The sequence below is a fragment of the Streptomyces sp. NPDC085900 genome, from assembly GCF_044540925.1.
Lineage (GTDB): Bacteria > Actinomycetota > Actinomycetes > Streptomycetales > Streptomycetaceae > Streptomyces > Streptomyces gilvifuscus.
Genome location: NZ_JBITSP010000005.1, coordinates 128,392 through 151,963, shown reverse-complemented (window position 1 = coordinate 151,963; position 23,572 = coordinate 128,392). Strand labels below are relative to the sequence as shown.

General features: G+C 70.8%; 22 protein-coding genes and 1 pseudogene. 11 read left to right on the top strand and 12 right to left on the bottom strand.

The genetic code is table 11. The features are described 5' to 3' along the window. Window positions 1-27: 27 nt before the first annotated feature. Window positions 28-1,089 carry an AraC family transcriptional regulator gene (locus ACIGDI_RS19280; RefSeq protein ID WP_399897977.1) on the bottom strand — a complete coding sequence of 354 codons (1,062 nt, stop codon included), beginning with the start codon at window positions 1,087-1,089 and terminating at the stop codon, window positions 28-30. Window positions 1,090-1,262: 173 nt separating this feature from the next. On the opposite strand from ACIGDI_RS19280, the gene ACIGDI_RS19275 reads away from it, so the two are divergent. Further along, window positions 1,263-1,703 (top strand): VOC family protein, encoded by a 441-nt coding sequence (locus ACIGDI_RS19275; protein WP_399897975.1) that lies wholly within the window; start codon window positions 1,263-1,265, stop codon window positions 1,701-1,703. Between the two features lie 53 nt (window positions 1,704-1,756). Here the strand turns inward: ACIGDI_RS19275 and ACIGDI_RS19270 are convergent, their stop codons facing one another. Then, entirely contained in the window at window positions 1,757-2,788 is a 1,032-nt protein-coding gene (locus ACIGDI_RS19270; protein ID WP_399897973.1) for a saccharopine dehydrogenase family protein, read from the bottom strand. A 99-nt stretch (window positions 2,789-2,887) separates the two neighbouring features. Between ACIGDI_RS19270 and ACIGDI_RS19265 the strand changes: the two genes are divergently transcribed. Further along, the gene (locus ACIGDI_RS19265; RefSeq protein ID WP_399897971.1) at window positions 2,888-3,847 is read left to right on the top strand and encodes a helix-turn-helix domain-containing protein; all 960 of its coding nucleotides are present in this window, start codon (window positions 2,888-2,890) and stop codon (window positions 3,845-3,847) included. A gap of 2 nt (window positions 3,848-3,849) precedes the next feature. On the opposite strand, the gene ACIGDI_RS19260 is transcribed toward ACIGDI_RS19265, so the two are convergent. Next, complete coding sequence (locus ACIGDI_RS19260; protein WP_399897969.1) at window positions 3,850-4,890, bottom strand: ArsR/SmtB family transcription factor; 1,041 nt, start codon at window positions 4,888-4,890, stop codon at window positions 3,850-3,852. Between the two features lie 407 nt (window positions 4,891-5,297). On the opposite strand from ACIGDI_RS19260, the gene ACIGDI_RS19255 reads away from it, so the two are divergent. After that, the gene (locus ACIGDI_RS19255; RefSeq protein ID WP_399897967.1) at window positions 5,298-8,087 is read left to right on the top strand and encodes a BTAD domain-containing putative transcriptional regulator; all 2,790 of its coding nucleotides are present in this window, start codon (window positions 5,298-5,300) and stop codon (window positions 8,085-8,087) included. Between the two features lie 76 nt (window positions 8,088-8,163). On the opposite strand, the gene ACIGDI_RS19250 is transcribed toward ACIGDI_RS19255, so the two are convergent. Genes ACIGDI_RS19250 through ACIGDI_RS19240 form a run of 3 tightly spaced genes read right to left on the bottom strand, consistent with a single transcriptional unit; the run spans window position 8,164 to window position 10,076 of the window. Continuing rightward, complete coding sequence (locus ACIGDI_RS19250) at window positions 8,164-8,373, bottom strand: 4-oxalocrotonate tautomerase family protein (RefSeq protein ID WP_399897965.1); 210 nt, start codon at window positions 8,371-8,373, stop codon at window positions 8,164-8,166. 45 nt (window positions 8,374-8,418) lie between these two features. Further along, the gene (locus ACIGDI_RS19245) at window positions 8,419-9,321 is read right to left on the bottom strand and encodes an SDR family oxidoreductase (protein ID WP_399897963.1); all 903 of its coding nucleotides are present in this window, start codon (window positions 9,319-9,321) and stop codon (window positions 8,419-8,421) included. Further along, the gene (locus ACIGDI_RS19240) at window positions 9,321-10,076 is read right to left on the bottom strand and encodes an SDR family oxidoreductase (RefSeq protein WP_399897961.1); all 756 of its coding nucleotides are present in this window, start codon (window positions 10,074-10,076) and stop codon (window positions 9,321-9,323) included. The genes ACIGDI_RS19245 and ACIGDI_RS19240 overlap by 1 nt, the downstream gene beginning before the upstream one ends. Before the next feature lie 88 nt (window positions 10,077-10,164). On the opposite strand from ACIGDI_RS19240, the gene ACIGDI_RS19235 reads away from it, so the two are divergent. Both ACIGDI_RS19235 and ACIGDI_RS19230 read left to right on the top strand, forming a co-directional pair. Beyond that, entirely contained in the window at window positions 10,165-11,025 is an 861-nt protein-coding gene (locus ACIGDI_RS19235; protein ID WP_399897959.1) for a helix-turn-helix transcriptional regulator, read from the top strand. Window positions 11,026-11,107: 82 nt separating this feature from the next. Next, the gene (locus ACIGDI_RS19230) at window positions 11,108-12,559 is read left to right on the top strand and encodes a nitronate monooxygenase (protein ID WP_399897957.1); all 1,452 of its coding nucleotides are present in this window, start codon (window positions 11,108-11,110) and stop codon (window positions 12,557-12,559) included. A gap of 75 nt (window positions 12,560-12,634) precedes the next feature. Here the strand turns inward: ACIGDI_RS19230 and ACIGDI_RS19225 are convergent, their stop codons facing one another. The 3 genes from ACIGDI_RS19225 to ACIGDI_RS19215 all read right to left on the bottom strand — a co-directional run bounded on the left by ACIGDI_RS19225 (window position 12,635) and on the right by ACIGDI_RS19215 (window position 14,724). Then, entirely contained in the window at window positions 12,635-12,886 is a 252-nt protein-coding gene (locus ACIGDI_RS19225; protein WP_399897955.1) for a Smr/MutS family protein, read from the bottom strand. A 207-nt stretch (window positions 12,887-13,093) separates the two neighbouring features. Next, window positions 13,094-13,582, bottom strand: coding sequence for a hypothetical protein (locus ACIGDI_RS19220; RefSeq protein WP_399897953.1), 489 nt, complete (start codon window positions 13,580-13,582; stop codon window positions 13,094-13,096). A gap of 155 nt (window positions 13,583-13,737) precedes the next feature. Continuing rightward, window positions 13,738-14,724 (bottom strand): GAF domain-containing protein, encoded by a 987-nt coding sequence (locus ACIGDI_RS19215; protein WP_399897952.1) that lies wholly within the window; start codon window positions 14,722-14,724, stop codon window positions 13,738-13,740. A 273-nt stretch (window positions 14,725-14,997) separates the two neighbouring features. On the opposite strand from ACIGDI_RS19215, the gene ACIGDI_RS19210 reads away from it, so the two are divergent. From ACIGDI_RS19210 to ACIGDI_RS19195, 4 genes and pseudogenes are all read left to right on the top strand, one after another. Then, complete coding sequence (locus ACIGDI_RS19210) at window positions 14,998-15,447, top strand: avidin/streptavidin family protein (RefSeq protein ID WP_399897950.1); 450 nt, start codon at window positions 14,998-15,000, stop codon at window positions 15,445-15,447. A gap of 265 nt (window positions 15,448-15,712) precedes the next feature. Continuing rightward, window positions 15,713-15,835, top strand: a complete 123-nt coding sequence (locus ACIGDI_RS19205) for a hypothetical protein (protein ID WP_399897948.1) — start codon at window positions 15,713-15,715, stop codon at window positions 15,833-15,835. Between the two features lie 17 nt (window positions 15,836-15,852). Next, window positions 15,853-17,889 carry an ATP-dependent zinc metalloprotease FtsH gene (ftsH, locus tag ACIGDI_RS19200; protein ID WP_399897946.1) on the top strand — a complete coding sequence of 679 codons (2,037 nt, stop codon included), beginning with the start codon at window positions 15,853-15,855 and terminating at the stop codon, window positions 17,887-17,889. A gap of 374 nt (window positions 17,890-18,263) precedes the next feature. Further along, window positions 18,264-18,752: pseudogene (locus tag ACIGDI_RS19195) on the top strand (universal stress protein); the annotation flags it as partial. Window positions 18,753-18,951: 199 nt separating this feature from the next. On the opposite strand, the gene ACIGDI_RS19190 reads toward ACIGDI_RS19195, so the two are convergent. Then, a complete protein-coding gene (locus tag ACIGDI_RS19190) occupies window positions 18,952-20,082 on the bottom strand; it encodes an alpha/beta fold hydrolase (RefSeq protein ID WP_399897944.1) in 1,131 nt (376 codons plus the stop codon). Between the two features lie 417 nt (window positions 20,083-20,499). Here ACIGDI_RS19190 and ACIGDI_RS19185 point away from each other — a divergent pair, with 417 nt between their 5' ends. Beyond that, window positions 20,500-21,525, top strand: a complete 1,026-nt coding sequence (locus ACIGDI_RS19185; RefSeq protein ID WP_399897942.1) for a CapA family protein — start codon at window positions 20,500-20,502, stop codon at window positions 21,523-21,525. Window positions 21,526-21,611: 86 nt separating this feature from the next. Here ACIGDI_RS19185 and ACIGDI_RS19180 read toward each other — a convergent pair whose 3' ends face one another. After that, a complete protein-coding gene (locus tag ACIGDI_RS19180; RefSeq protein ID WP_399897940.1) occupies window positions 21,612-22,283 on the bottom strand; it encodes a CBS domain-containing protein in 672 nt (223 codons plus the stop codon). Window positions 22,284-22,495: 212 nt separating this feature from the next. Here ACIGDI_RS19180 and ACIGDI_RS19175 point away from each other — a divergent pair, with 212 nt between their 5' ends. Then, window positions 22,496-22,732, top strand: coding sequence for a DUF1918 domain-containing protein (locus tag ACIGDI_RS19175; protein ID WP_399898855.1), 237 nt, complete (start codon window positions 22,496-22,498; stop codon window positions 22,730-22,732). Window positions 22,733-22,965: 233 nt separating this feature from the next. Here ACIGDI_RS19175 and ACIGDI_RS19170 read toward each other — a convergent pair whose 3' ends face one another. Further along, window positions 22,966-23,565, bottom strand: coding sequence for a cysteine hydrolase family protein (locus ACIGDI_RS19170; RefSeq protein WP_399897938.1), 600 nt, complete (start codon window positions 23,563-23,565; stop codon window positions 22,966-22,968). Window positions 23,566-23,572: the final 7 nt, after the last annotated feature.

The following is a 23,572-nucleotide window of genomic DNA, read 5'->3' as shown; positions in this document are numbered from 1 at the left end:
CGGTGCGGTGCGACACGGGCGCGCGCCTCACCGGTCGGCGGTGTCCGCGCGCAGCCGGGCCGGGGCCACCCCGTGCCAGCGGTGCACCGCCCGCCGCAGTGCGCGGACGTCGGAGAAGCCGGCCTGCCGAGCGATGTCCCGCAGGGTCAGCTCCGGCCGGCGCAGCAACTGCTCGACCCGCTCGCGGCGCACTCCGTCGACGACCGCCTCGTACGTCGTACCGCATTCGACCAGCCGACGGCGCAGCGTGCGCTCGCTCAAGGCGTGCCGTCGGGCCTGGTCGACGAAGGACGGCACCTCGGGCAGGCCCTGGGCGATCGAGATCTCCAGCACCTCCAGCAGGTCCTGCCGATCTCGCGTCGACGCCGCCTGCTCCTCCAGGATCTCCACGACGGCGGTGTAGGTGACCGGGTCGCGGCCCGGCATCGGACGCCCGACCCATGACGTGGGGAACACCAGGCGGTTCGACACGGCGCCGAAGCGCACCGGGCAGCGGAACAACTCGGTGAACGGTGCGGTGTCGCGAGGGGAGGGGAAGGCGAACTCGACGCCCCGCGGCGCGAACTCCTGCCCCGAACTGAGCCGTGTGAGGGCCACGACGCTGGCGAACGCCTCCTCCGCCAGGAAGACCGCGACCGGTGGATCGAGGGCCGGATCGGGCAGTTCGGCCCGCAGCACGTAGCCGGCTTCCTCCGGCCCGGCCGACCAGACCACCATCGCCCCGGACAGGTTCTGGAAGCGCACGCCGGTCTCGATGGCCTCCCGCAGCGTGGCGGCCGCCATCTGGGCGAACCCGAGGAGACCCCAGGAGGTCAGGTGCTGAGCGGCACCCACCCGCAGGCCCAGGTGAGCGTCGCCGGTCAGCTCCAGCGCACGCCGGATGACGGCACTGCCCTGGCGGTAGGAGACCCGCAGCGCCGCCGAGCGCATCATCGCCTCGTCCAGCCCGACCCGGTTCAGTTCCGGCCGCAGGTCGACCCCGTACGCGTCGGTGACCGGGCGCAGGCAGCGCAGGATGTTCGGAGCGATGGTCGCCGAGGTGCTTCGGCTGGTTCCCGGCTGCGTCGGGGCGTCGTGGCTGTCGGGCATGGCGTTCCTCGTGGCCGGGTGGTGCACGCTGCGCACACAGTAGAAGGAGAGTCGTAGCAGGAGTCTTCCTTCTGCGGTTCGGCGGTCCGCGGATGTCGAGAACGTGCCGTCGGCTCCGTCCCGGGGACACCAGCGGCCACCACCGGCCGGACGAGGAAGAAGGAGCGTGCAGCATGGCGGTTCAGCGGATGGACAACGTCGGCATCGTCGTCGAGGACTTGGACGCCGCCGTCGCGTTCTTCGTGGAGCTCGGCATGGAGCTGGAGGGCAGGGCGCAGGTCGAGGGGCGCGTCGCCGACCAGTGCACAGGACTCGAAGGCGTCCGCTGTGACATCGCGATGGTCCGGACCCCGGACGGTCACAGCCGGCTCGAGCTGGCGAAGTACCGCAGCCCGGCGGCGATCGACGCCGGGCCGCGCAACCGGCCACACAACATTCTGGGCACGCACCGCGTCATGTTCGCCGTCGACGACATCGAGGACACCGTCGCCCGCCTGCGCCCCCACGGAGCCGAACTCGTCGGCGAGATCGCCCGGTTCGAGGACAGCCATCTGCTCTGCTACGTCCGCGGCCCGGAGGGCATCATCGTCGGGCTGGCCGAGCAACTGCGCTGAGAAGGAGCAAGGACAAGGAGAACGAGAAGGAACCGGAACCCGCGGCCCGCGCTCTACGGACGCAGTTCAAAAACGATGTGCGGGGACAGCGCGCGGAGGAAGTCGGGCGCGTCGAAGATCTCACCGGCCGAGGCGACGCCGACCGTCCTGATCCGTCCCGTGAGAATGCGGTCGACCGCTTCCACCGCGAGCGGCGCGGTGACCGCGTAGATGTCCTGCCCCCTTGCCACGGCACGCCGCTCGACGCCGCCGGAGCGGACGACGACATCGACGACGAAGGTCTGCGCGGACCTGCCGCGCTCGTCGACCGCGGTCGGCGCCGGTGTGTCCGGGGCGGCCAGATCGCCGGCCGCCTCGGTGGTCATGTAGGTACGGACCTCGGGGACGGCCAAGTGGCTGGGGACGGTGACGACGTCGGCCATCGTGAAGTCCCCGATGACGGTCCGCGGGCCCATCGGGTCGGGGAACGGCCACGTCAGAGTGGGCAGGGCATCGTCGTGGTACTCCAGCCGCCCCTTCGTGTACCGCACCCGCCGCCCGTTGCGCCGCTCACCGGAGACCTGGCCCGCGGCGCGGGTGCCCTCCGTGGGATGCCAGCTGCTCAGCCCGTAGGCGACGTGCACCTCGTCGGCCCCCGTCCAGTCGCCCATCGCCGCGGTGGCGAGGAGGTCGCCGAGTCCGCCGTAGAAGGCCATCGCGGGGACGACGGCCACGTCCGCGGCCCGGGCATGCTCCGCGAAGTGCGCGAAGGTGTCGGCGTTGGCCTCGATCTCGGCCGCCACGTCCACGTACGGGATCTTGGCGCGCAGTGCCGCTTCGATCACGGGGGCGGCGGTCGTGGCGAAGGGGCCGGCGCAGTTGACCACGGCGACCGCGTCAGCCAGTGCGCGGTCGAGCGAGACCGGATCGTCGACCGATGCCGTACGGGGCTCGGGTCCGGGACATGACGCCGCCGGCTCCGTCAGCTTGCCGGCGTCGCGGCCGCAGAGGACCGGCACGAACCCGCGCTCCCGCAGATGCGCGACCACGAACCGCCCCGTGTGGCCGTACGCGCCGTACACCGCCACCATCTGCCCTGATCCCATGGTCCGCCCTTGCTCTCGAACGATCGACAGCAGCCATCCTCACGGGGCGGGCACCGCACCACCAGTGTCCGAAACGACATGCCACATACAATTACGGACATGAGTTCTGTGTCGCTGGCGGTCACCGACGGGATGCTGCACTTCGAGCTGTCCTTGGCGTACGAGATCTTCGGCACCGCCCCGGCCGGAGTGACCGGCCCCTGGTACGACCTCGAGGTCTGCGGGCCGGACGCCATACGGTTCGGCCGGTTCCGGCTGGAGCCCGACCACGGGCTCGACCGGCTCCGCGACGCCGACACCGTGATCGTCCCCGGCTGGGCCGACATCGACGACGACCCGCCGGCCGACCTGGTGGACGCCGTGCGCGCGGCCCACGAGGCGGGGGCGCGCGTGGCCTCCTTGTGCACGGGCGTCTTCGTGCTGGCCGCGGCGGGCCTGCTGGACGGCAAGCGCGCCACCACGCACTGGGCGCACACCGATGCCCTGGCCGCCCGCTGTCCCGCGGTCGAGGTCGACCCGGACGTGCTGTACGTGGACAACGGCAGCGTGCTCACCTCCGCGGGCAAGGCCGCCGCCCTTGACCTGTGCCTGCACATCATCCGTCTCGATCACGGCTCGTCCGTGGCCAACGCCGCCGCCCGCCGACTGGTCGTACCGCCGCACCGCGCCGGCGGCCAGGCCCAGTTCGTCACCACGCCGGTGCCCGCCCGGGACGACCACCCGCTCGCCGCCCTTCTCCCGTGGGCCCTGGAGCGCCTCGACCAGCCGCTGACGGTGGAGGACCTCGCGCGCCGGGCGCGGATGAGCTCGCGCAACCTGGGCCGCCACTTCCGTGCCGCGGCCGGCACCACCCCGCTGCAGTGGCTGCTCACCCAACGGATCCGCCGCGCCCAGGAGTTGCTCGAGCAGACCGACGACACGATCGACACCATCGCGGAGGCCACCGGCATGGGCACCGCCACGACACTGCGCCGCCACTTCAACCGTACGGTCGGAGTGCCCCCGGACACCTACCGCCGCACGTTCCGCGCACGGACGGGATCCCCCATCGGCCCGTGAGGCTACGCGTGCAGAAGCTCGGGGGCGCTGCCGACCTCCTGACCCATGCGGGAAGACTCTCCGGCGTCGCCGTCCAGGAGCCGGTAGCCCAGAGGCGTCACCGAGTGCCGCACGTACTGCCCCTCGCGTCGGCTCGCCACCAGCCCTCCGTCCCGCAGGACGGTGAGTTGGTAGCTGGCGCTGGGCAGGGCGATGCCGACCGCCGTCGCCACTTCCGAGGTGGTCCGGGGGCCGCCGCGGGCGACCTCGACGAGGACCGACGTCCTGGTACGGCCCAGCAGACGGTCGAGTCCGTCGTCGCGCAGGGTGATCGAGTCCAGTGGCCGTGCGGTGACCGGGTAGACGAGGACCGGGCCGAGTGCGGGGTCGGCGAGGGCGGTGGGGCGGCGCCAGCAGAAGTAGGACGGGACGAGGCGCAGCCCGCGGCCGTCCAGGTAGAGGTCGCGATGGGTGGGGTAGTCGACCTCCAGGACGGGTGCGTTCCATCGGGCGAGGGGACGCAGGCTGTGCAGCAGGGCGAGGACGCCGCCGTCGAGGAGCGCGCGGGTCCGCCCGTCGACGTCGTCACGGACGGCTCGACGGGCGTGTGCCCAGCGTGGTTGCAGCAGGGTTCTGGCGGAGATGTTCAGGGAATTCGCCAGCGATCGCATGCCCCGGTCTCCGGGCCGGCCGAGCGTTGTGGTCCATGGCGGGAGAGGGCGTGCGGTGGCGAGCCTTCCCAGCTCCTCCCGCAGTCGGCCGGGAGGGGTGGCCTGGATTTCCTCCAGGGCCGCGGGCAGACCCCCTTCCGGGACGGAGGGGGTGAGGAAGTCGGGTATGTATCCGGCGGGCGGGACGAGTGTCTGCAGGGTGTGTAGGGCACGGCCGGCGGCTGGGTCTCCGGCGAGCCGTTGACGGACGGTGCTACGCCATGCCCCGAATTCGAGCGGTCCCTGGTGGGTGGCGAACCGGCAGGCGGCGCAGACGAGTTCCCACAGGGGATCGGGACGGCGTGAGATGCGGATGTTCTGCAGGTCCTCGGGCGTGAAGTGGATGCGGAGCATGCGGCCTCGTTCGCGGGCGGTGGGGGGTTGGCCGGGGTGAACAGTGGTGTACGTCGTCGCGGATGGCGGCGGACGGACATCGGCGAGGTGCCGGGCGGGCGAACAGCTCACGTGATGTTCACGCGTGACCGGTTCCGCGGGGCGTCGCGTGTCGTGCGACAGACCGCCCGGTCGCAATGACGGTGTCTCTTTCCGGCGCGGTGAGGCCGAGCAGTCCGCGGCGCGGTACGGCGTGACGGGTCACGATGTAGTCCTTCCCCCTGGGTGGTGCTGGTCACCGTCAGTATTCGGCACGCGCCCTGCAAGGACCTTGATAGTTTCTTGCAGGGCTGTTCAGAACGGGTGTCGGGCGGACAGCCGCGACAGCCGCCCCGGGCCGGCGAGACCGCGCGGGACGAAGGACCGGTATGAGCATCGGATTCACCCTCCTCGGCGATGTGACCATTCGCTCCCGCGGGTCCGCCGTCACCCCCGGATCACCGCGCCAGCGCTCCGTCCTCGCGCTGCTCCTCATCGACGTCAACCGGCCCGTGTCCGCGGAGACGCTCCTCACCCGGGTGTGGGGGGACGAGGTCCCGCCGCGTGCGATGGCCTCGCTCTACAGCTACGTGTCGCGGCTGCGCGCCCTGCGCGCGGATCCGGGCGACGCGGAGCGGTGGGACATCGCGCGGACGCCCGCGGGGTATGTCCTGCGGACCGACAGCTCGGCCGTCGATCTTTTCCGTTTCCGCTCCTTGGTCGAGCAGGCGCGCGGCACGAGAGACCCTCGGGAGGCGGAGGCCTCGTACGAACGGGCGTTGGCGCTCTGGCAGGGCGAGCCGTTCGCCGGTCTGCGCTCGCCGTGGCTCGACACGTACCGTCGCACGCTGGCGGAGGAGCACCATCGGGCCCGACTCGATCACTACGAGTTGCTGCTGAACCGGGGACTGCACGTCGACCTCGTCCAGCCCCTCGCCGCGCTCGCCGCCGAGCAGCCACTGGACGAACAGGCGGCCCACCTGCACATGCTCGCCCTGTACCGGACGGGACAGCCTGCCGCTGCCCTCATGGCCTACGAGCAGTTGCGGCAACGGCTCGCGGAGCGGCTGGGTGTGGACCCCGGTCCCCGGTTGCAGGAGCTCCATCAGCGGATCCTCGTCTTCGATGACGCTCTCGCCGCACCGTCGGCCAACGCGCCGGAAGGCCGCATACCCCGTCAACTCCCCGCGCTGCCTTCGGGGTTCGTCGGCCGGGACGACGAACTGCGGCTCCTCGACGCGGGGGAGGGCCGCACCGATGGCGGGGCGCCGGACGTCAGCGTGATCGCGGGCATGGCCGGAGTGGGCAAGTCGTGGCTGGCTCTGCGCTGGGCGCACCAGCACGCCGAGGAGTTTCCCGACGGCCAGCTCTACGCCCAACTGAACGGCTTCAGTCCCAGTGCCCGCCCCACCGACCCCGGTGACGTTCTGCACCTGTTCCTGATGGCGCTCGGGGCGGCCGAGAGCGAACTGCCCGCCGACACGGAGGGTCGCGCGGCGCTCTACCGCACGCTGATGGCCCGGCGGAAGATCCTCGTCGTGCTCGACAACGCCCGCGACAGCGCGCAGGTCGTCCCCCTCCTGCCGGGGACACCTGGCTGCAGGACGCTCGTGACCAGCAGGAATCGGCTGAGCAGCCTCAAGGTACGGGCCGGTGCTGACATCGTCGGCCTCGGCCTGCTGTCGGCCGACGAATCGTCGCGGCTCTTCGCCCGCCGGCTGGGACACGACCGCGCCGCGTCGGAGCCGGCACTGCGCGACATCGTCCACTGGTGCGCCGGGCTGCCTCTGGCCCTCGACATCGCGGCCGCGCACGTGGACGGTCTGCCGGGCGCCTCCCTCGACCAACTCGCCCAGGACCTGCGCGATCCGAGCACCCGCCTCGACGTACTGGACGCCGGTGACGTCTCCGCGAGTCTCCGCGTCCTGTTCGCCGCGTCGCACGACGCGCTCGACGCGGAACCGGCCCGGGTGTTCGCTCTGTTGGGGCTGCTGCCGCACCAGGACGTGTCCCTGGCGGCGCTGGCCCACTTCATCGAGCGCGACCCGACGCGAACCCGGCAGGCCATGCGCGTCCTGGAAGAAGCCTGTCTCATCCGCCAACACCGACCGGGCCGCTACGAGATGCACGACCTGGTCCGGCTGTACGCCGAGGAGCAGGCGGCCGGCCTGACCGCCACGCAACGCGACGGGCACACGCGCCGTCTGGTCGCTTTCTACGTGCGCTCGGCGCAAGCGGCGCACCGGGTCCTGGAGCCGCACCGCACGGCACAGGACCCGCCCGCACTCCACGACCCGAGCCCGGCCCCTCTCGCCTTCGGCGACGCGCAGGCCGCGCTGGACTGGTTCGACGCGGAGTACGCCTGCCTCCAGGAGATCATCACCCTCGCCGAGCGGCGGGGCCTGCGACCGGAGCTGTGCCGCCTGACCTGGGCGCTGCACACGTTTCGCTGGCGCCGCGGGCTGTTCGAGGAGAGCATCCGGGCCTGGTACACGGCCCTGGACGCGGCCACAGGCCTGGACGATCCGTCGCTGGCCGCCCACACCCGGCAGCGGCTCGGTGTCGCCCTGGCGCAGGCGGGGCGCTACGACGAAGCGCTGTCCCACCTCGACGCGGCTCTCGAGCGGTTCAGTGCCGACGCCGGCACGGTGGGCCTCACCCGCACCCACCACTCGCTCGCCGAGGTCTACGTCCGCATCAACGCCTACGAGCGTGCCCTGCCGCACTTCGCGCAGGCGCTGGAGGGATATCGCGAACTCGGGGACCAGGTAGGCGAGTCCAACATCCTGAACGGCACCGGTTGGGCGCTCGCACGGCTCGGCCGGTACGCCAGCGGTGAGGCACACTGCCTTCAGGCGCTGCCGTTGCTCCAGCTCCACGGGGACGGTGAGGGGCAAGCCGCGACGTGGGACACGCTGGCGTACATCGCGCGGCGCACCGGCCGGACGAGTCGTGCCCTGGACGCCTACCGACAGGCGCTCACCCATTTTCAGGCCATCGGCAACGCCAATCGTGAGGCCGACACATGGGCGTCACTCGGAGACATGTACGCCGATGCCGGGGATCGCGAGGCGGCACGTCACGCCTGGACGACGGCGCTGGGCCTGTACCGAGACCAGGGCCGGTCGGTGGAAGCACGCGAGGTGGCCGAGCGGTTGGCGGCGCCCGCCGAGCCCTGAGGGGACGGCTTGGCATGTGTCGCAACCGCCGTGTGGGGCCCGGCTCCGTGGCTCCGGGCCCCACAGGGGGTGGGAGTCAGGCGTCGCCGTTGAGCATGGCTGCGGTCAGGACGGTGCCGCCGAAGCCCCAGCCGCCGTCGACGACTTCGTCGATCAGTACGACGGTGCTGGGGCGGGCCCGCTCACCGTAGATCTCCGCGTACAGGTCGGTGGTGCGCTCGACGATCTTCTTCTTGTCCTCGGCGGTGATGGTGCCCGCGGGAACCTTGAAGTTGGCGAAAGGCATGAGCGTTTCTCCTTGAACGGGATGTTCGGTGGAAGGGGGTTCTGGTCAGAAGGTGGCGTGAGTGGTGAGCAGTTCGTCGAGGCCGGTGCGGCGGAAGAACTCCGCGCGGATCCGGTCGTACATGATCGACACCACTTCGCTGCCGTCACGGTTGGGGTCGATGTGGGTACGGAAGGGCCGTTCGCCGTGCGGCAGGCCGATGACCCGGACGATCTCGTCGGCCACCTCCCCGATCTCCCGTCCGGCGGGGAAGATGTCGCTCAGGGTCTCGGCCATGGTGTCCCTGAGCCGGCCGTACAACTCGTCGTACTCCGCGGCTCGCCCGGTGTCGTCGGGTGTCCCGGCATGAGCGAAGTGGTTGGTGCCGCTCGGGTAGGCACCGGGAATGACGAGGGTGGTCTCGATGCCGAACTTGATCAGTTCGGCGGCGTAGCTCTCGGCGACGGCGTCCATGGCGGCCTTGGCGGCGAAGTAGGGCGCCAGGAAGGGAGGGTGTCCGCCGCGGGTCGAGGAGGAACCGACCCACACGAGCAGGCCCTGCCTCCGGCGGCGCATGATCGGCAGCACCGTGCGGTTCACCCGCTGCGTGGACAGTACGTTGATGTCGTAGACGTCGGCGAGCTGGTCGGGGGTGAAGGCTTCGGCCGGTCCGAGGACCATGTGGCCCGCGTTGTGGACCACCACGTCGATACGTTCGTGCTCGGTCATGACGTGGTCGACGGCGGCGTCCACCGAATCCTGTTCCTGGACGTCCATCTCCACGGCGGTTACCCGTACGCCGCGGTCCTTCGCGAACTCGGTGAGCGCCGCGACGGCGGGCGCGTTGCGGTCCGCGGTGGCGCGCATGCCGGCGTACACGATGTGACCGGCCTCGGCCAGGGCGCGTGCGGTGAGGTTTCCGAAGCCACTGGATGCGCCGGTGACCATCACGACCTTCGGCTGATGCATCACACCATGCCTCCGTTGGCGCGCAGGATCTGGCCGTTCACCCAGTGCCCTGCGGGGCTGGTGAGGAAGGCGACCACCTGGGCGATGTCCTGCGGGGTGCCCAGCCGCTCCAGGGGCGGGGTCTTGGCGAGCCGGTCGATCTGCTCGGGCGTCTTGCCCTCGAGGAACAGGTCGGTGGCCGTGGGGCCCGGGGCGACGGTGTTCACGGTGATGTCCCGTCCGCGCAGCTCGCGGGCGAGGATCATGGTCATGGACTCGACGGCGCCCTTGCTGGCCGCGTACGCGCCGTAGGTCGGGAACTGCGTGCCCACCACGGACGTCGAGAACCCCACGAACGAGCCGCCCGCGCGCAGTCGCCGGGCAGCCTGCTGAGCGATGACGAAGGTGCCGCGGATGTTGGTGCGGTGCATGGCGTCGAGCGCCGCGAGGTCGAGGTCGGCGATGGGCGCGAGGGCCATCCGGCCGGCCGAGTTCACCACGACGTCCACGCCGCCGAACTCCTCCTGGGTTCGGTCGAACATCGCGGCGACCTCCTTCTCGTCCGCCACGTCGGCCCGTACGGGGATCGCCCGGCCGCCGGCGGCGGTGATCGCCGCCACCGTCTCCTCGGCGCTCGCGTCGTCCCGGGCGTAGTTCACTACGACGGCCAGGCCGTCCTGAGCGAGCCGGCGGGAGACCGCCCGGCCGATGCCGCGCGATCCGCCGGTGACGACGGCGACCCGTACGGCCGCCGACGTGCTGTTGTTCTTGGTCATGTTCTCCACGATGCGCGGCCCGGGCAGGCGGAACCAGGGGATGACATCCCCTGGTTCCGTCGCTTGGGACGGACGCACAATGGCGGACATGGGTTCTGGGAAATACACCGAGCTGGGGGTCTTCCTGCGTTCCCGGCGTGAGCGCATCCGTCCGGCCGACGTGGGACTGCCGTCCGGCCCCCGGCGCCGAGTGCCCGGACTGCGCCGCGACGAGGTCGCGCAGCTCGCCGGAGCTTCGGTGGACTACTACAACGAGCTCGAACGCGGCGCCGGGTCCCAGCCCTCCGAGCAGATGGTCGCCGCGCTGGCCAGGGCACTGCGCCTGACCGCCGACGAGCGCGACTACCTCTACCACCTGGCAGACCGCCCGGTGCCCGCGCACGGCTCAGCCGCCTCGCACGTCCACCCCGGCATGCTCGACCTGCTCACTCGCCTGACGTCGACGCCCGCACAGGTCATCACCGACCTGCACGTCACCCTCGTACAGAATCCGCTCGCGGTGGCGCTGCTCGGGGACCACTCCGGCTTCCGGGGCTCCCGGGCCAGCTTCGTGCACCGGTGGTTCACCGACCCCGCCGCCCGTCGCCTGTATCCGGAAGCCGACCATGGCGAGCAGTCCCGCGCCTTCGTCGCCGACCTGCGGGCCGCCGCCGCCCGACGCGACAGCAAAGACACCGAAGCCAGCTCGATGATCAGCTCGCTGCTCGGCACTTCCCCCGAATTCGCTGCCCTGTGGGCCGACCACGACGTCGCGTTCCGGCGCAATGACCGAAAACGCCTCAACCACCCCGCACTCGGCCTGATCGAGGTCAACTGCCTCAGCCTGTTCAGCGAAGACGGCCGACAGCGGCTGCTCTGGTTCACCCCCGCCGTCGGCACCGACAGCGCCGACGCCCTCGACCTCCTCGCCGTCATCGGCACCCAACAAGTCGGCGAACCGACGCCCTGAAGAGCCACACATGGTTACGGTAGCGTAGGTTACGGAACCGTAAGTAGGTGTTCCGAACCGGCGATCATCCTTGCGAGGAACCATGAGCACACCCGGGACGAAAACCGACCTGCCCTGGCTGATCCAAGGGGGGATGGGGGTCGGGGTGTCCGGCTGGCGCCTGGCCCGGTCCGTCGCGCGCACAGGGCAGTTGGGCGTCGTCTCCGGCACCGCCCTGGACACCCTGCTGATCCGGACACTGCAAAGCGGTGACCCCGGCGGCCACCTCAGGCGGGCCCTCGCCGCATTCCCCGTGCCGGAACTCGCCGACTCCATACGGCGGCGCTACTTCGTCGAAGGCGGGATCGACGCCGACCAGCGGTACGCCGCCACACCCCGGCTGACGGCCGACGAGAGGTGTCCTGCCCGGGAGTTGACGGTCGTCGCCAACTTCTGTGAGGTGTGGCTCGCCAAGGAGGGCCACGACGGACAGGTCGGCGTCAACTACCTGGCGAAGGTCCAACTCGCCACGGCCCCCGCCATGTTCGGCGCCATCCTGGCCGGTGTCGACTACGTGCTGGTCGGCGCGGGCATTCCCGCGCAGTTCCCGGGCATCGCGACCCGGCTCGCCCAACTGGAGCCCGTCACCGCGCGGTTGGACATCGAGGGTGACGACACACCCGTAGAACTGCCCTTCGACCCCGCCTCGATACTGTGCGGCGCGCAACCGGGGCCCCTGCGCCGCCCCGACGTCCTGGCCATCGTCTCGCTACCGGCCCTGGCGTCGTACCTGAGCCGTTCGCCACAGACCACGCCCGACGGCTTCGTCGTCGAAGGGTACGGCGCCGGCGGACACAGCGCGCCGCCGCGCGGACCGATGCGCCTGGACGCGCAGGGCGACCCTGTCTACGGGCCCCGGGATGTCCCCGACTTCGCCAAGATGGCCGCCCTCGGCCTGCCCTTCTGGATCGCCGGCGGCCAGTGCGGGCCGGAACATCTGCGCCGGGCGCGGGCGGTGGGAGCGGCCGGCGTCCAACTCGGCAGCGTCTTCGCGCTCTGCGAGGAGTCCGGCCTGGAGGCGCGGTTGCGGCGCCGGCTGGTCGAGCGGGAACTGCGCACGGAACTGACCGTCCGCAACGATCCCGCGGCCTCTCCGACCGGCTTCCCGTTCAAGGTCGTCGACCTGCCCGGCACACTGGCCGACCCGGGCGTGAGCGCGGCGCGCCGCCGGCTCTGCGACCTCGGCTATCTGCGCACCCCGTACCGCACCGAACAGGGCGCCGTCGCCTATCGCTGCCCTGCGGAGCCCGCCGCGATGTACGTCCGCAAGGGCGGTGCCGTCGAGCAGACGAAGGGCCGGAAATGCCTGTGCAACGGGCTGCTGGCCGCCGTCGGGTTCGGCCAACGCCGCCCGCACGGCGTGGTCGAACCTCCCGTCGTCACCATCGGCCAGGACCTCGACTTCCTGCGGCAGTTGGCTCCCGAAGGGCAGGTGTACAACGCGGAGTCGGTGGTGCGATGGATGTCGGCGGGTCTGACGGAAGCGACCGTGTGACCGCCTTCTCGCGAGGCGCACGTCAGTGTCCCTGGGGACGGACCGCTTGCTGCGCCCGGCCTGTCCGTCGGGGAGTCAACGGAGGTGGACCAGGATCCTGCCGGCGTTGTTCGGATCCGTCTCCACGCGGGCGTACAGCTTCCTGAGGTGCTTCTGCGCCAGCACCGCCAGTACACGCTTCTTCAGCTGGCCCGTCCCTTTGCCCGGGATGATCTGAACGGTGTCGACCCCGGTGGCGGCGGCCTTGAAGAGGGTCTGCCGAAGGGCCGTGTCGATGGCGCGATCGCTGCGGAAGACGGGGTGCAGATCCAGGGTGAGCAGGGCCATCGCCTCCGATGAACTCGGTCCCGGCCGACACCGGGGCCCCATGGCACTCGTCGTACGGTCGCAGCGTATGTGATCCCCTGAGCCTCCGTCCCCTCTCTGCGGCTCCTGCACAGGACGCCGTCAAAGTGCTCGCAGGTGCGCGAGCGCACGGCGAGGCTGGGCGGTCGCTTGCCGGGGCGGGTGGCTCGTGCCAGGGGGCCGTATGCCTTATCCGTCCGTGCGAATACCGGAGATCAGCCGGGTGGCGAGGTCGGACTGGATCATCAGGTGACTCGTGCGCTGGTGCTTTCCGGTGTCGTTCCAGGTCAGGGCGACCCGGGTCCAGCAATGGCCCATGCCGCTGTCGTTGTACTCGACGCTCCACCGGGTGGGGACTCCCTTGGCGCGCAGGACACCCTCCCGGTGGTGGGCTGCCTCCCAGCGCGTCAGGGTGCGGAGCAGCTCCGGGGTGAGGTAGTGCCGGCGCAGGGCGTCGGTCAGGCGGCCGTGGCCGACGTCGTGCAGGGCATCGGTGTAGGCGCCGTAGAAGTCGGCGACGTGGTCGACGGTGGAGGCCGGGCTTCCGCCGCGGCCCTGAACCGCGGCGCCTGCGGCGACGGGTCCTGTGGCGCCGGCTCCGGCGGATGGTGCGAGCACGGCGAGGGGGAGCACCATGGCTCCCAGCGCTATATGACGGAAGGTATGAGGCGTGGCCATGACGTTCTCCTCCCTTCGCGAAGAAGAAGACTGACGTACCTCACCTCCCGGTACATCGCGAAAGCCGGTTGCCTTCGTAGGCCAACTGGTAGCCATGGCGGGGCTGTTCAGGCCCTGGTGCATGGCGCGTCGGGGATGCCCGAGTGCGTCCGTTCTCACCGGCTGGTGCGGGTTGGGAAAGCCAGTCCGATGTTGGTGTGCGGGGGTCGGCTCCCTTCCCCCGCGTGCCGGTGCAGGTCGATCTCCAGTGCGGCTCGTTGGATCTGGCGGACTGCTTCGTCGAGTTCGTCCAGTCCGGCCTGCACACGCCGCGCCAGGAGGTCGTCGTGGGCGACGAGTTGCAGCGTGCCCGCGAGGTTCAGCCCGGCGGAGAAGATCCGGTTGATCGTCTCGGACAGGATCTGCCCCGTGAGGGCGTGGATCGACGACTGATCGGACAGGAGCAGGGCCGTGGTGTCGGGCCGCCGGACGGCCAGGCCCTCAGCGGCCGCAGGTGACTGGCCGAGGTGCCGTGCGATGACCTCACCGGCGAGCCGCGCATAGAGCTCCATGAGCCGCAGGTCCCGATCGGAGGGGCTGCCCGGCTGTGAGGCATGGGTGGAGATCATGCCGATGATCCGGCCCGATGGGTCGAGCACGGGGGTGGACTGGACCGCGCGGACGCCCGCAACGCGGAAGACTTCCTCGTGTGGTTCCAGGGCCGGGGGCGCGCGTACGTCCGCCACGACCGCCTGCTCGCTGTGCCGGGCGGCCTGGCCGCAGACGGAATGGGCGTCGCGGACCACCGCGAAGTGGTCGAGGAACCCGGACCGGAAGCCCGCATGGGCGACCAGGACGAGCGAGCCGTCGCGCGGGTCGATGACCTGCACATTTCCGAACTCGGTGCCCATGATCGACAGTGCCGTGTCGGTGATCTGGACAAGCGCGGTGCTCAGGCGAGGGACCTCGCGCAGTTCCGCCACGGCGTCTCGCACCTTCTGGACGGCGGCGGGCTCGTTGAGGGCGAGGTCGAGGTAGGACGCGAGACGGTCGAGCCTGCGGGCGAACACCTCTGCGTGGGGTGGTCGCAGCCAGGTCGCACGGTACGAAGCCGTCACCTCGTCCAGCGGCCCTGAGAGATTGTGCGAGGTGGTCACGGACATGCGCACCACATGCCTTCGCTCGGGGTCCGTCTCCCGTCGTCCTCAGGCTACGTCCGCACGGCCCCACCGGACAGCCTCGGCGGTCCTCGTGGGCCTCGATGACGAGAGGAATTCGGCTCCTGAAACGGTCTGTTCGGCCCTGGTGGGGCGGTCGTGGGACGCCTGTAGTGGAGAAGAAGGGCAAACGGACCGACCGCATCGTCAGGCAGACGCCTTCACCGGCTTGCGGAAAGACGTCGATGAGATCGGCCGGAAGCCAAGGAGGGACGAACGATGAGCATCAGCGGTGACTGGTACAACGAGATCGGCTCCCACATGCGGATCACGGCGGACCCGACCGGCGGTGTCAGGGGCACCTACGTCTCCGCCGCCGGGCATGCCGTCGGGACGTACCCGCTGGTCGGCCGGTGCGAGGCGGCCACCGTTCCGGAGCATGGGACCCCGCTCGGCTGGACGGTGGCCTGGCGCAACGGGCGGACCGACGCCGAGTCGGTGACCAGCTGGAGTGGTCAGTACTACGACGACGGCGAGGAGCGGATCTGCGCCACCTGGCTCCTCACGGCCTCCGCGGCCGCGGCCAACACCTGGGAGGCCACGGCCGTCGGGCAGGACGTCTTCACCCGTGAACCGCCCTCCCCGGAACAGGCCGAGAAGCGGCTGCGGCACGCCGGGATCTCCTCCCACTCGCGCCCGGTCGACGTCGAAGAGGTCACGCCGATGTGATGGGGGTGCCGTTCGACCCTGCCGGGCCGGCGTCACCTTCCGAACCCATCCGTCGGCGGCGGCCGGTCGGCATCAGCGTCGTCAGTCGTGGCCTGCGGCCGCCATGGCCTGGTGAAGGACGTCGCTGCCCAGACGTCCGATGGGCCGGGCAGCCCTGTGCGCGGGGACGGTGGGCCCCTGTGGGGGCGCGTACGCGAGCGTGACAGTGGAGGTACGAGCTGCCATCCGAGCGCGCGATCCCTGCACACGACCGACGGAGGCCGAGGTGAGCATCCGCCCCCACTACCACGCGGTGAGCACCACCTGCCACTTCTGCTCCCCCCGCCGCGCGTCCGCCTTCGACTCCGACCCGGCTCGCCGCACCACGCCATCTGGTGGGCCCGCCTGAGAACGCATGGAGACGCCATGACCAAGCAGGCCCAGCCGCCGCCACCGGGCGACCGACCGTCACCGACCGCGCCGCCGCCCCCGCCCGCCTGGCGCCACTGGCTGTGGCCCCTGGCGATCGTTCTCGCCCTCGGCCTGTGGGCGGTGCTGCCCGCGACGCGGTCCACGCAGCCGCAGAAGGTGAACCTGACGTACTCGACGTTCCTCGCCGACGTGGACGCCGGCAAGGTCAAGTCCGTCACGATCAGGTCCGACGGGCACACGAGCGGCAGGCTCACCAACGGGCACACCTTCAGTACCGAGGTCCCGGTCCAGCTCGCCGGCGACCAGCTGCTGACCCGCCTGGAGAAGAAGAAGGTGGAGGTCACCGCGTCCCAGCCGTCCACCACGACGTCCTTCGGTTCCCAGATGCTGTCCCTGATCCTCCTGCTGGGACCGTTCCTCATCATCTTCTGGTTCTGGCGGCGGCTGTCGAAGGGCGGAGCCGCGCAGATGACCGGAGTACTCGGCGGGGTCGGAAAGTCCCGGGTGAAGGTGTTCGACGCCGAACGGCCCGAGACCACGTTCTCCGACGTCGCGGGCTACGAGGGCGCCAAGGGCGAGATCGCCGAGGTCGTCGACTTCCTTCGGCGGCCCGAACGCTACCGCCGCGCCGGGGCGATGGCACCGCGCGGTGTACTCATGGTCGGCCCGCCGGGCACCGGCAAGACGCTGCTGGCCCGCGCGGTCGCGGGCGAGGCGGAGGTGCCGTTCCTGTCGGTGGTCGGCTCCAGCTTCGTGGAGATGTACGTCGGCGTGGGCGCCGCCAGGGTGCGCGACCTGTTCGCCGAGGCGCGCAAGCGGGCACCGGTCATCGTGTTCGTCGATGAGATCGACGCGCTCGGGGGCAGGCGCGCCGCCGCCGGAGCCGTCGTATCGAACGACGAGCGCGAGCAGACGCTGAATCAACTGCTCTCCGAAATGGACGGGTTCGAGGCCGCCGAGGGCATCGTGGTGCTCGCCGCCACCAACCGGCCCGAGGTACTCGACCCGGCTCTGCTGCGCCCCGGTCGCTTCGACCGGCAGGTCACCATTCCGCTGCCCACGCTCGCCGAACGCGCCGCGATCCTGGCCGTGCACTGCAAGGACAAGCGGCTGGGCGAGGATGCCGACCTGGACGTGGTGGCTCGCGGCACCCCCGGCTTCTCCGGCGCCGACCTCGCCAACCTGGCCAACGAGGCCGCCATCGTCGCGGTCCGGGACGGCCGTGAAGTGCTGGCCGCCGCTGACTTCGACGCTGCCCGCGACCGCATCCTGCTCGGCCGCCGGGAGGGCTCCAACGTGCTGCTCCCCGCGGAGAAGGAAGCCGTGGCGGTGCATGAGGCGGGACACGCGCTGGTCGCCGCCCTGTCGCCGAGCGCCGACCCGGTCGCCAAGGTCACCATCCTGCCCGCCGGACAGGCCCTCGGTGTCACCGAACAACTCCCGCTCGTCGAAAGGCACTTGTACGGCGAGGACCATTTGAACCAGACCCTCGCGGTGCGGCTGGGCGGTCGTGCCGCCGAACTCGTCGTCCTTGGCCAGGGCTCCACCGGAGCGGCCAACGATCTCGCCGGAGCGACCGAGCTGGCGATCAAGATGGTCCGCGAGTTCGGGCTGTCGCCCGCGCTGGGTCCTGTGGGCTATCCGCAGGGCGGCTCGGTCTTCCTCGGCCGCGGCACACCCGCCATGAGCAGCCGCCCCTTCGCCGAGGCCACCCAGGCGGCCATCGACGACGAGGTCGCCCGGCTGCTGCGCGAGGCCGAACGGCGCGCCACCGACCTGCTCACCCGGCATCGCGCACAGCTTCAGGAGCTGGCCGAGCTGTTGCTCAGGCGGGAGACCGTGGATGGCACGGTGGTGTACGGCTTGCTCGGCGTCCAGCCCCCGAGCGCGCACCCCGCCGGTGAGACCATCGCGCCCCGCCGTGTCTCCGTCGCCAAGAAGCCCGCCGGAGACCCGGCCGGTCACGCATCCGCCGGCCCTGCTTCCGGGGTGGACCGGACCGGACGGCCTGCGCGGGACGGGACGGGCTGAGGAGAGCGGATCAGGAACGTGGGCCGTTCGGGGAACCCGGCAGGGGTCGAGTTCTCCAGATTCCTGGGCGAGGCCGGTACGTGATTGCCGACGCGCACGCGGACAGGCCCGATGAGTCGGACGCCGAGGCGCAGTCGGCGGCCGGGTCCGGCGACGACGGGAATCGTGCTGTGACCCCGGCGTTCACCTCGATGCCGGAGCACAGGGAAACGCCGGCCCCCCGGGGACGCCCTGCGCCGGTGCCGTGAGCCCAGGGAGGCGGCTGCGACTGGGACCGTGCGTCCCCGCATGCAGTACTTGTGGCCCATGTCGGGCCGACGTGCTCGCGAGGATGCTGGTGTTGAGAAACCGCGACCGAGGGACGGTGACTGGTGATGACAGGATCGTCCGATGGTCGTGTTGTCGTCGGCGTGGACGACTCCCCGGCTGGTCTGTGTGCCCTGCATGCCGCCGTGGCCCAGGCCAGGGTGCTGGGCCGGGAACTGATGGCCGTACGCGCCTACCCGGCACCGAGCGGTGGCGGAACACCACCGAGCCAGCTCGACTGGCGACTGCCACACATACCGCAGCCTCCGACGTCCGAGCCCTGGCACCAGCTGCAGGCCGCCTGCGAGGAGCGGGAGCTGAGAACGGTGACACGGGTCTTCGAGCAGGCCCTGGGGGGACTTCCCCATGACGTACACGTCCACCCGGTGGCGGCGATGGGCCGACCCGGTCCGTTGCTGGTCGCCGAGGCGCACCGGGAGGACGATCTGCTGATCGTGGGCAAGCCACCCGTCCGCCGCCTGCGTCGACTCTGGCCACGGCGCTGGTTCCACCGCTCCACCTGCCGTTACTGCGCCAAGCACGCCACCTGCCCGGTACTGACGATTCCCGCGAGCGACGGTGCTTGCTTCAGTGCCGACAACCTCCCCGGTCCGCCCTCCATGGAGGAGGCATTCGAAGAAGTGCGACAACCACCCCGCGCCGGCGAAGAGATCCGCGACATCCACATCGACACAGATGGCGAGGGAGCGAACAGGTGGCCCACACGGGCGTGCTGCTGCTCCGCCCCACCACAGGTCAAGATCTTGATACCGGCTCGCATCGGCGGCCCGATCGACCTGTATCTGTGCGGCCACCACTACAGGGCCTCCATCGGGCCGCTGGCCCTCGCCGACGCGACCGCCCAATTCCGGGACCGGCCGTCGACCGCGTCGCTCGCCGTGCACAGGTAGGGGCCGCGCCTGGACGGCGTACCGGCGGCGGGGGAGGAGCGTCCCCGGGCACTGAGCGCACGTGCGCCGTCGGTAATCGTCTGGGAGCGGTCATGCTGCGGGAGATGAGTGCCAGGAGCAGTCGGTTGACCGTGTCAGGGTGTTCCAGAGGCAGCAGATGTGAGGCTCCGGGCACGACGACGAACTCGGCTGAAGGGATGCGGTCGGCGAGTGTCGCACTGTGTGAGGCGGGAGTGATCTGATCCTCCGAACCGACGGCGACGAGCGTCGCGCCACGCTCCAGCGCGGGCAGGGCGGCCAGCTGGTCGTGGGTCATGAGCGCGGGGTAGCAGGCGGCCACGGTCGTGATCGGGACCCTGGACATGGCACGGATGGCGAGCTGCGTGGCGTCCTGGCCGGCCGGAGCCCGGTACAGCAGCGGGCGGGTGAGCAGAAAGGCGAGCAGGCCCGTGTGGCGGCGCACTGCGTCGATGATGCGGGGCAGGCGGGCGAGCGCGGGCAGCCCGGCGGCCAGGGCCCTGTGCAGCAGCCGGGCTGTGGTGGGCGGCAACCCCATGGGGGCGTCGTTGAGGTTTCCGGCGGAGGTGGACAGCAGGCCCACCCCGATGACGCGGCTGCCGAAAAGGTGGGGACGGGCGGCTGCCAGGGCCATGATGGCCATGCCGCCCATGGAGTGACCCACGAGCACCACGGGACCGCGGGGGACGGTCGTCGCCAGGACGTGGTGGAGGTCTTCACCGAGGCGGTCGATGGTGAACGGGTCACCCCCGAGCGTGGAGCGGCCGTGGCCGCGCTGGTCGTACAGGACCAGCCGGGCCGCCTGACCGAGGGCGGGGAGCTGGAAGTGCCAGACGGTGGAGTCGAGCATGTAGCCATGGCACAGCACCACGGTCACCGGTGAGTTCGGATCACCGGCGACGGCCGTGTACAGGCGAGCGCCGTCGTCCGTGATGATCGTGGTGGTGACGGCACGCACGGGCTTCCCCTCTCTCCCTCGCCGCGCCGGGAGACTCTCCCTGCGAGGCCCGAGACAACGCTAGAGACGGGGGCTACGGCAGGGGAGAGGGCGAGCGGACTGCTGCCATGGGTCGTACGGACCTGATGCGCCGTGTGTTTCAGCACGGGTTTGCCTGTGGCGATGGCGGACTTGCGGAACATGGCGTAACGCGCACTCACGGAGCGGGCCGCGGCGGACGGTGTCGCTGAGGGCCGACTGTCCCTTGAGGCGGGCTGTTCGACCCTCCCCTCACCTCGCAGCTGAGCGTGAGACTCAGAATGTGGGAGCGATGCGTGCCGCGAAGGCTCCGACCAGCGACCTGCGTCCTGGACACGATCACTCGGTGCGCCGATGAGCCCGTGGAGGTCGGTGGCGTGTGCCTGGAGGTGGGAGATCATGGCCGTCACGATTGCCCTGGCGGGGGACGCCATGCTGGGCCGTGGCGTGGCCGAGGCTCTGGCGCACCGCAAGCCGCATCCCCTGTTCACACACGCTGTGCAGCAGGTCGTCGAGGCCGCTGATCTCTTCCTGCTGAACCTTGAATGCTGTGTCTCCGACCGGGACACGCCCATCGACCTGCCGGGCAAGGCCTTCTTCTTCCGCGCTCCGCCCCGCGCCGCCGAAGTGCTGGCCGACCTCGGTGCGGACACCGTGTCTCTGGCCAACAACCACGCCCTCGACTACGGCCCCGAAGCACTCATGGACACCCGCGTCCATCTGGCTCGCGTCGGCATCCGTGCGGTCGGGGCCGGGGCGACCGCCGAGGAGGCCCGCGCGCCGCTGGTCCGGGAGGTCGGCGGGCTGGACATCGGGATCATCGCGGTCACGGATCACCCCGCCGAGTTCGCCGCCGCGGACGGCAGGCCGGGGGTGGCCTATGCCGACCTTTGGCACGGCGACGTGCCCGCCTGGCTCACCGACGCTATCTGCGAGCTGGCCCGCAGTACCGACCTCGTGCTGGTCAGTGTCCACTGGGGTCCCAACATGACCGCCCGGCCCGTGTCGCACGTCCGCCGTGCCGCCCCCGCCCTCATCGACGCCGGCGCCGACCTGGTGGTGGGGCACTCCGCACACGTCTTCCACGGCTTCACCCGTAATGTCCTGTACGACCTGGGTGACTTCATCGACGACTACGCCGTCCACCCGGCGCTGCGCAACGACCTGGGGCTGCTGTGGCTGGTCACCCTGGACGAGCACGGCCCGCTGCGCACCGAGGCGGTGCCGATCGCGCTGGACTACTGCCACACCCGGATCGCCGATCGGGCGGAGTACACCTGGACCGCCGACCGGCTGATTCGCGCCTGCGCCGAGATGGGCACCGATGTCACCGACGAGGGCGACCGGCTGAGCGTCGACTGGGCCCGTTCTCCGACCCGTGCGAGTCGACCGGGGCCACAGCGCCGGGGAGGTCGCACGCCGTAGGAGGGCCCGCCGTCAAGGAGGAGTCCCCACCGCTCGGCGGCCGGCACAGGTGACCGTACCGGCGTCGAGGGTGGATCCCTTGGCGATCACTTATCGGCGGAAGCAGCCCGGGAGGCGTCTCGGTAGCCGATGTGCGCGGAGACAGAGACCACGCCGTCGACGTTGCGGCAGAGCCGCTCGATGATCGGAACCAGGCTGTTCGACTCGACGGATCCTTGGAGCGTCACCTTCCCCTCGTGCACCTCGGCCGTCACCTCCGCGGGCGTGAGGTGCAGCGTCCGCTGCAGTACGTCCTGGGTGATCTCGTCGCGGATGGCGTCGTCCCGGCGCAGGAAGATCCGCAGGATGTCGCCACGGCTGACGATGCCCCTCAGCCGGTCCGCCTCGTCCACCACGGGCAGACGCTTGACGTTCCGCAGCGCCATCAGGCGTGCCGCCTCCACCGCGGTCCACTCCGGACGCGCGCAGACGGCGGGGGCCGTCATCAGCTCTCCGGCCGTGGCACCCTCGGCCTTGGCACGCTCCCAGATCTCCAGATGCGGCAATGGCGTCCCGCTGGACGGATCGCTCTGGGCGGAGCACTTGCGCAGCAGGTCGGCCTCGGACACCACGCCGAGGGGGTGGTCCATCTCATCCACGACCGGTACCGCGGTGATGCCGTTCTCGGCCAGCAGCTCGACGAGCTCCTTGAACGGCGTGTCCTGCCTGGCCCGGACGACGTCATGGGTCATCAGGTCGGCAACAGTACGGTGCTGCATCTCGTCCTCCCTTCGCGGCAACCGGAGGGTCACATATCAAGGGTGTCAGCGGCGGCGCGCCGGCAGGAGAGCCACCCAGGACCCGTTGAGGGCCGGACGGCCCGGAAACAGGTCCGTCCGGTCCCTTCGATCAGGGTTCCTGAGCCCATGCGGCCGCCGCCCCCAGGTGCCACGTTGGACCCAGGAGCGGAACGAGGAAGCGGGTGACGATCATGCGAGCGCAAATCGGTGACGTACTTGTCGTCGAAAGCCCGACCACCGGAGTCACCAAGCGCGACGGCGAGATAGTCGGAGTCCACCACGAGGACGGAACGCCTCCCTACGACGTGCGCTGGTCGGACACCCACGAGGTGACTCTCGTGTTCCCCGGCCCAGACGCACACGTCCGCCACGTCGAACACACCCCGAAGAGGCCGGCCCCAGACCTCGGTGGGGCGGGCACGGACTGAAGTCCGCACTGCGGGCCCTATGGGGGACGGTCGAGACGCGACAAGGTTCGGGGTTCCCCGTATGGGGCTGTCAGCCGGTGCTTCGCGGACCCGGTGGACAAGGGAACGGCCCCCGCGAGCACCGGTCGGCACCCGATATGCCCGGGGTGGGGAGAAGATCGCCCGCCCCTTCTCCACCGGCCATGGTGTCGTCCGGCGGTGTGGGCGACAGCCAGTGGCAAGGGTCGGGTCCGTCAGTCCGGGATCTCCTCGGCCTTGCCGACCACGACGGCGAAGAGATCCGCCATCCCCGCGAGCGATGCTTCCTGCAGCTCCGTGGCGGTCACCGGCTTGCCGTCCGCTCCCGCGAGTTCGCGGGTGGCGGTGGCGGCGGCCACGATCGTCGGCCGATACCCGAGGTTGAAGGCGTCGCGTGCGGTGGAGTTGACGCACATGTGCGTCATGAAGCCGACGAGGACGAGGTCCTGGCGCCCTGTCCGCCGCAACCGCGTGTCCAGGTCGGTCCCGAAGAACGAGCTGGGGTGATCCTTCGTGATGACGGGCTCACCCGGAGCCGGTGCGACCTCGGCGCTGATCTGGCCGACGTCGGCCTCGAGATCGTAGGGGGATCCCGCTCCCGCGTCATGCCTGACGTGGATGACCGGGATGTCGGCCTCGCGTGCCCTGGACAGCACCCGGGCCGCTTCGGCCAGCGCCTCTTCGACGCCCTCCAGCCGCATCACACCCCGCCGGTAGGTGTCCTGACAGTCGATCATGATCAACGCGGAGTCCTTGAGTGCCGCCGGCCGGTCGGCCAGGCCGAGCAGGCTGCGCAGGGACACTGATACGGGCATGGTCCTG

What these genes read in the sequence shown, in the direction of transcription:
- ACIGDI_RS19265 (WP_399897971.1), top strand. Translation starts at nt 2,888, where the DNA reads ATGAGTTCTGTGTCGCTGGCGGTCACCGACGGGATGCTGCACTTCGAG.
- ACIGDI_RS19260 (WP_399897969.1), bottom strand. Translation starts at nt 4,890, where the DNA reads ATGCTCCGCATCCACTTCACGCCCGAGGACCTGCAGAACATCCGCATC.
- ACIGDI_RS19245 (WP_399897963.1), bottom strand. Translation starts at nt 9,321, where the DNA reads ATGCATCAGCCGAAGGTCGTGATGGTCACCGGCGCATCCAGTGGCTTC.
- ACIGDI_RS19185 (WP_399897942.1), top strand. Translation starts at nt 20,500, where the DNA reads ATGGCCGTCACGATTGCCCTGGCGGGGGACGCCATGCTGGGCCGTGGC.
- ACIGDI_RS19270 (WP_399897973.1), bottom strand. Translation starts at nt 2,788, where the DNA reads ATGGGATCAGGGCAGATGGTGGCGGTGTACGGCGCGTACGGCCACACG.
- ACIGDI_RS19180 (WP_399897940.1), bottom strand. Translation starts at nt 22,283, where the DNA reads ATGCAGCACCGTACTGTTGCCGACCTGATGACCCATGACGTCGTCCGG.
- ACIGDI_RS19280 (WP_399897977.1), bottom strand. Translation starts at nt 1,089, where the DNA reads ATGCCCGACAGCCACGACGCCCCGACGCAGCCGGGAACCAGCCGAAGC.
- ACIGDI_RS19210 (WP_399897950.1), top strand. Translation starts at nt 14,998, where the DNA reads ATGAGCATCAGCGGTGACTGGTACAACGAGATCGGCTCCCACATGCGG.
- ACIGDI_RS19240 (WP_399897961.1), bottom strand. Translation starts at nt 10,076, where the DNA reads ATGACCAAGAACAACAGCACGTCGGCGGCCGTACGGGTCGCCGTCGTC.
- ACIGDI_RS19275 (WP_399897975.1), top strand. Translation starts at nt 1,263, where the DNA reads ATGGCGGTTCAGCGGATGGACAACGTCGGCATCGTCGTCGAGGACTTG.
- ACIGDI_RS19225 (WP_399897955.1), bottom strand. Translation starts at nt 12,886, where the DNA reads ATGGCCCTGCTCACCCTGGATCTGCACCCCGTCTTCCGCAGCGATCGC.
- ACIGDI_RS19230 (WP_399897957.1), top strand. Translation starts at nt 11,108, where the DNA reads ATGAGCACACCCGGGACGAAAACCGACCTGCCCTGGCTGATCCAAGGG.
- ACIGDI_RS19235 (WP_399897959.1), top strand. Translation starts at nt 10,165, where the DNA reads ATGGGTTCTGGGAAATACACCGAGCTGGGGGTCTTCCTGCGTTCCCGG.
- ACIGDI_RS19175 (WP_399898855.1), top strand. Translation starts at nt 22,496, where the DNA reads ATGCGAGCGCAAATCGGTGACGTACTTGTCGTCGAAAGCCCGACCACC.
- ftsH (WP_399897946.1), top strand. Translation starts at nt 15,853, where the DNA reads ATGACCAAGCAGGCCCAGCCGCCGCCACCGGGCGACCGACCGTCACCG.
- ACIGDI_RS19220 (WP_399897953.1), bottom strand. Translation starts at nt 13,582, where the DNA reads ATGGCCACGCCTCATACCTTCCGTCATATAGCGCTGGGAGCCATGGTG.
- ACIGDI_RS19250 (WP_399897965.1), bottom strand. Translation starts at nt 8,373, where the DNA reads ATGCCTTTCGCCAACTTCAAGGTTCCCGCGGGCACCATCACCGCCGAG.
- ACIGDI_RS19215 (WP_399897952.1), bottom strand. Translation starts at nt 14,724, where the DNA reads ATGTCCGTGACCACCTCGCACAATCTCTCAGGGCCGCTGGACGAGGTG.
- ACIGDI_RS19255 (WP_399897967.1), top strand. Translation starts at nt 5,298, where the DNA reads ATGAGCATCGGATTCACCCTCCTCGGCGATGTGACCATTCGCTCCCGC.
- ACIGDI_RS19170 (WP_399897938.1), bottom strand. Translation starts at nt 23,565, where the DNA reads ATGCCCGTATCAGTGTCCCTGCGCAGCCTGCTCGGCCTGGCCGACCGG.